We start from the raw sequence: 4,471 nt of genomic DNA, 5'->3' as shown, positions 1-4,471 counted from the left end.
TTCACAGACCTGGCCCCGCAGCGCATGCTAGACAGAAGACGGTACCGTCAGAAGCAGCGAAGAAGCCCGTCTGGGATTGAAACTTGCCAGGGGTCACTGTATAGAGAGACATCCAGCCCTGTCAGAAGCAGCGAAGAAGCCCGTCTGGGATTGAAACGCGATAATCGTGCCGACCCTGTCCGCTGACATCCCGAGTCAGAAGCAGCGGAGAAGGCCGGCTGGGATTGGGGAGAGGGGTCACCCAGACAGGACCTGGTGCTTCAGCAGCCGGTCAGCGCTGCGCTTGCTGCTCGATCGGTCGCACGGGGCACCGCGTTGGTCGGGTGCCAGTGCGAGGCTGCAGGCCACTGAGATGCTGGCTGGCGCTGCAGTGAGGGGAGGCCAGCAGGGAGGGAGCCGGAGAGGAGAGTGGTGCCCCATGAGGGGAGGGGAGCCAGGAGGAGACGGGACAGTCGAGTGGGGGTCTGGCTCTTTCTCCAGCAGGCGTGGGCATCACGGGCATCAGCAGCCCCCCTCTCTCTGGACCAGGAGAGGAGCAGCGAGCAGCCATCGGGGGTGGTGTCTGGCCGTCAAGTCAACGGTCACCCACGGACGGCGCCGTCAGCACGAGGCACGAGGAGTGGTCGCGGGACCAGCCGCTGTGCGGGCAGGGCAGGCGGCCCGCTCGCTGGCGTTGGGCGATCCCAGGCGCTGTCCCTGCCTCCCGTTGCTGCTGCTGCTGAATGACGCGGAACGAGGCCCGATCTGCCCCAAATGGCCCGGCTGCCGCTGCTCCCCCTCTCGGCGTGGGTGCCAGCCTGGATGATCCGGGAGAGGGACTCTTGCCGTCGGTCCTGTAGCAGCTCGGCATCGCGCTGTACCTGCCCCAGCAGATCAACCGCAGCTCCTCGCCTCCGGAGAGCTTCCTTGACATGGAGAGCAAGAGATGCTATCCTGTACACAGAATGTGAGCAGTGCTTAGATGGTGCTACTTCATGCATTGCAGGCACAGGAGACACTCGTGCTCGTTCCTGACCAGCGTCCCAGCAGGCGCTGGCGCTCCAGGCGGCCGAGCGCCTGGCTCAGGCAGACCGTGCCCACAGGGGGAGCTGATCGCTCCTGTGCGTCTGGGGCTATTGCCTCGGTGCCCTCATGTGGTCAGACGCTTTTGTGTCCTCCCAGGAGGAGACCATGTCAGAGACCTTGTTCGCTGCTGTGCCAGGAGGGGAGGGCCTTGCCTGTCCACCTCCTCTTCCCTTCTTGCTGCAATTCCTTGCCCCTGCGCCTTTCGCTGGAGGGGACGATACGACCTTAGCGGAGACGCCTGGGCAGACGAGTACGGATGGCAAGCTCGATGATGATACCGTTGACGATACGGATGAGGATGATCCCAGCCTTCCCGTGCAGACAGGGGTCATCGCCGATTCCGATCCGCGAGCAGATGAGGATGATTGGCTGTGACGGTCCTGATTCTGAGTCAGGCTGCTGATGCGCACATTCCCCCTGTGCTTCAGATTCTGCGTCAACGTGGTAGCGTCGTCCACTGGGTGGACACTGCAGACTTTCCCGAGCACCTGTCCCTCCGTGCCGAGCTGCAAGCCGGTACGCCGTGCTGGCACGGCATCTTGTCTTCCCCCGAGCAGCAGATCGATCTGGCATCCGTGCACAGTATCTGGTGGCGTCGTCCCCAGCGTTACCGTGCGCCCGCTCTCTATGCACCAGCCGTTCGGGCCTTTATCGAGCGAGAAGCCACCCGTGGACTGCTCGGCGTCCTGCGTGGGACCATCGCAGCGCAGCAGCCGTTCTGGGTCAGCCCTCGCGAGGCTCTTGAGGCGGCGGAATGCAAGCCCGCGCAGTTGTGTGCTGCTTGTGCGGTGGGCTTGCGCGTGCCTCGCACGCTGGTGACCAATGACCCCGAGGCCGTGCGACGGTTCGCTGAAGCGTGTGAGGGGAGGATCATCGGCAAGGCGCTGGCACGAGGGATTCTGGAAGAGCCAGAGGTCGCCACAGCCGCTGGAGAGAGGACTGCTGCGCGCTTCTTGTATACCTCTGCCATCTTTCCCGAGCACCTGCAGCAGCTGGAGGGAGTCCAAACCACCGCGCACCTGTTTCAGGAGCGCTTGCCCAAGGCGTTTGACCTGCGCGTCGTCATCATGGGCCGCCAGGTGTTTGCCATCGAGATCCATGCTCCTCCGTCTTCTGAGGCAGCGCTCGACTGGCGTCGAGCGTATCGCGACCTGCACTATCAGCTCCATGAGCTGCCCGCTCAGGTCGCGGACCAGCTTCTGCAGCTGGTCCGTCGGTTTGGACTGCAGTTTGCTGCTGCAGACCTGCTCGTGACGCCCGAGGGGGAATATGTCTTTTTGGAACTGAATCCCAATGGGCAATGGTATTGGCTGGAGCCAGCAACTGGGCTGCCGCTGGCCGCGGCGATGGCCAATCTCTTACAAGCCCCAGAGGAGTATGGCCTATGAGTGGAGCAGCCAGAGCAAGATCCGCAGACTCAGCGGAGAGCACCCAGGCCCGCCAGCAGCTGCTCGAGCGGCTCTGGGCGAGTGGCGCCGTGCGCTCGTCTGCGGTGGCGGCGGCCTTTGCTCAGGTCCCTCGCGAGCAGTTCGTATCGGGCTTCTATGAGCGACAGGGACGCGCCTGGCGCTGGTGCACGCCAGAAGCGCTGCCTGCCGGGCAGTGGCTGGAGCGGCTCTATGAGGATGAGCCGTTGGTGACTCGCCTGGATACGCACCAGCTGCCCAGCAGCTCCAGCTCTCAGCCCTCCGCGATGGCTCGGATGCTGGAAGCGCTCGCTGTGCAGCCGGGCCAGCGAGTCTTGGAGATTGGAACGGGCACCGGCTACCATGCCGCGCTGCTGGCGGAACTGGTAGGGCCAGGCGGGCAGGTCTGGACAGTCGAGCTGGAGGAGGAGTTGGCCTGCCAGGCGCGGGTCCGCCTGCAGGAGGCAGGCTATGGCGAGCGGGTCCAGGTCGTGGCCGCCGATGGCTGGCAGGGCTATGCGCCAGCCGCCCCGTATGAGCGCCTCATTGCCACCGCCAGTGCCTCCAGATTGCCCCGTCGATGGTATGACCAGCTCGCCCCTGGGGGACGGCTGGTGATGGATCTGCAGGGAAGCCTGCACCAGAGCGGCTTTCTTGTCCTGGAGAAACTGGACAGGCCCGATCGCGGTGGCGTGCAAGCACAGGGAGCCTTCTGGCAGCCCCCACTCCATTTCATGCCCCTGCAGCGTCCACCCCTGGCAGCTTCCCCCGCCGGCACGCCATCTTCCTGGTCACCAGGAGAGCCGATGGGCAACGGCCCGCGGGTGTGGCGCCTTCCGGCGACGCATCCCTTCCCGAGCCTGCTGGAGGAGCCTGCCTTTGCCTGGTTTCTGCAATGGCGCTGCCCCGGCATCCGGCTGACGCGACGACGCCGGCTGCTGCCCTCTGGCAACCCCTCAGGCGAGGAATGGCTGACGCTGGTGATCAACCCCCTGCCGGGTGTGCTGCAGTTCCGACGCACTGGCTCGGCGACAGACAACTGGATGGTGGCCGAGGTCACGTCAGCAGGGCAGCCCTCCCTGTGGGACCTCCTGGAAGGGGCCCGCCAACAGTGGGACACGGCGGGGCGACCCGCCCAGCAGGCGTACCGGATCGAAGTGACGGCTGCAGGCGCCGCGCTGTCCCTGCAGACAGCGGAAACTACGCTGACCATCCTGCCCGATCTCTTTGCGGAGGACCTCTCCTGATGGGAGCTGCGTCTGGCCTCCCTCCCGTCTGCACTGGACGTCCCTTCCCGGCGCAACGGCATGAAGGCTGCAGGAAAACGCAGCCTCCCCTGCAGCCGGAGGCCTCGCTGCTCCCACTGGGCGACCAGCACGCCGCCCAGCGGCGCCTGTCCTGGCTCCCCGGTCACGAGACAGGGTTCCTCTCTCCAGCTTGCACCCTCTGGCGAAGCTGGAGTATACTCCTTCACGAGAAGCACCTTGCACGGTGGCAACCTGTGAAGGGAGAAGGGGCACGCGCAGCACACACCCAGGCGCGCAGCTCTCTTCCCCAGAAAGGAGACGGCATGGGAAAGCGCATCATCTGTCCCAACTGCCAGGGGACCGGCTTCACTGCTGATGTCACGTGTCCCCGGTGCCAGGGGACGGGCCAGGTCGAGCTCATCGATGACTGGGGACAACGCCGTACCGTCAAGTGTTTCCGGTGCCTGGGCACCGGTTTGTTGAAGGAAGGGGACACCTGCAATATGTGTGGTGGCTCTGGCGAGGTGGAGGTCTGAGATGCCGGTTCCTCTCACGCTGGACTGGACCAGTGCGAGCTGGCAGCAAGCCTGTGACGCGCTGGCTCAGCTGACGGATGCCCTCGGGACGCCCATCGACCCCGGCATCTTTGAGACGGTCGTCCTGCTGAACCTGCTGGGCTTTCCAACCGTACAGTCGTGCGAAGGACACCTCGACCACGGCACGGCCTATCCCTGGGTCACGGTGGCAGAGCAG

4 protein-coding genes and 1 pseudogene are annotated in these 4,471 nt (G+C 65.0%); all 5 read left to right on the top strand.

The window, feature by feature from the left end; genetic code table 11:
- Nucleotides 1–1,170: 1,170 nt before the first annotated feature.
- Entirely contained in the window at nucleotides 1,171–1,440 is a 270-nt protein-coding gene (locus tag BGC09_RS21890) for a hypothetical protein (protein WP_069806324.1), read from the top strand.
- Nucleotides 1,437–2,453: an MvdC/MvdD family ATP grasp protein gene (locus BGC09_RS21885; RefSeq protein ID WP_069806325.1), complete on the top strand. Its 1,017-nt coding sequence runs from the start codon at nucleotides 1,437–1,439 to the stop codon at nucleotides 2,451–2,453. Before BGC09_RS21890 ends, BGC09_RS21885 begins: the two co-directional genes overlap by 4 nt.
- Nucleotides 2,450–3,718: a methyltransferase domain-containing protein gene (locus tag BGC09_RS21880; protein ID WP_069806323.1), complete on the top strand. Its 1,269-nt coding sequence runs from the start codon at nucleotides 2,450–2,452 to the stop codon at nucleotides 3,716–3,718. The genes BGC09_RS21885 and BGC09_RS21880 overlap by 4 nt, the downstream gene beginning before the upstream one ends.
- Nucleotides 3,719–4,041: 323 nt before the next feature.
- Nucleotides 4,042–4,254, top strand: coding sequence for a zinc finger domain-containing protein (locus BGC09_RS21875; protein ID WP_069806322.1), 213 nt, complete (start codon nucleotides 4,042–4,044; stop codon nucleotides 4,252–4,254).
- Nucleotide 4,255: 1 nt separating this feature from the next.
- Nucleotides 4,256–4,471 (top strand): annotated as a pseudogene (locus BGC09_RS21870) (hypothetical protein); the annotation flags it as partial.

The organism is Thermogemmatispora onikobensis (assembly GCF_001748285.1).
Classification (GTDB): Bacteria; Chloroflexota; Ktedonobacteria; order Ktedonobacterales; family Ktedonobacteraceae; genus Thermogemmatispora; species Thermogemmatispora onikobensis.
This window is presented reverse-complemented; position numbering and strand designations above follow the sequence as displayed.

Excerpts from the sequence above, each read along its gene's own strand:
- BGC09_RS21890 (WP_069806324.1), top strand. The coding sequence starts at position 1,171 with ATGTCAGAGACCTTGTTCGCTGCTGTGCCAGGAGGGGAGGGCCTTGCC.
- BGC09_RS21880 (WP_069806323.1), top strand. The coding sequence starts at position 2,450 with ATGAGTGGAGCAGCCAGAGCAAGATCCGCAGACTCAGCGGAGAGCACC.
- BGC09_RS21875 (WP_069806322.1), top strand. The coding sequence starts at position 4,042 with ATGGGAAAGCGCATCATCTGTCCCAACTGCCAGGGGACCGGCTTCACT.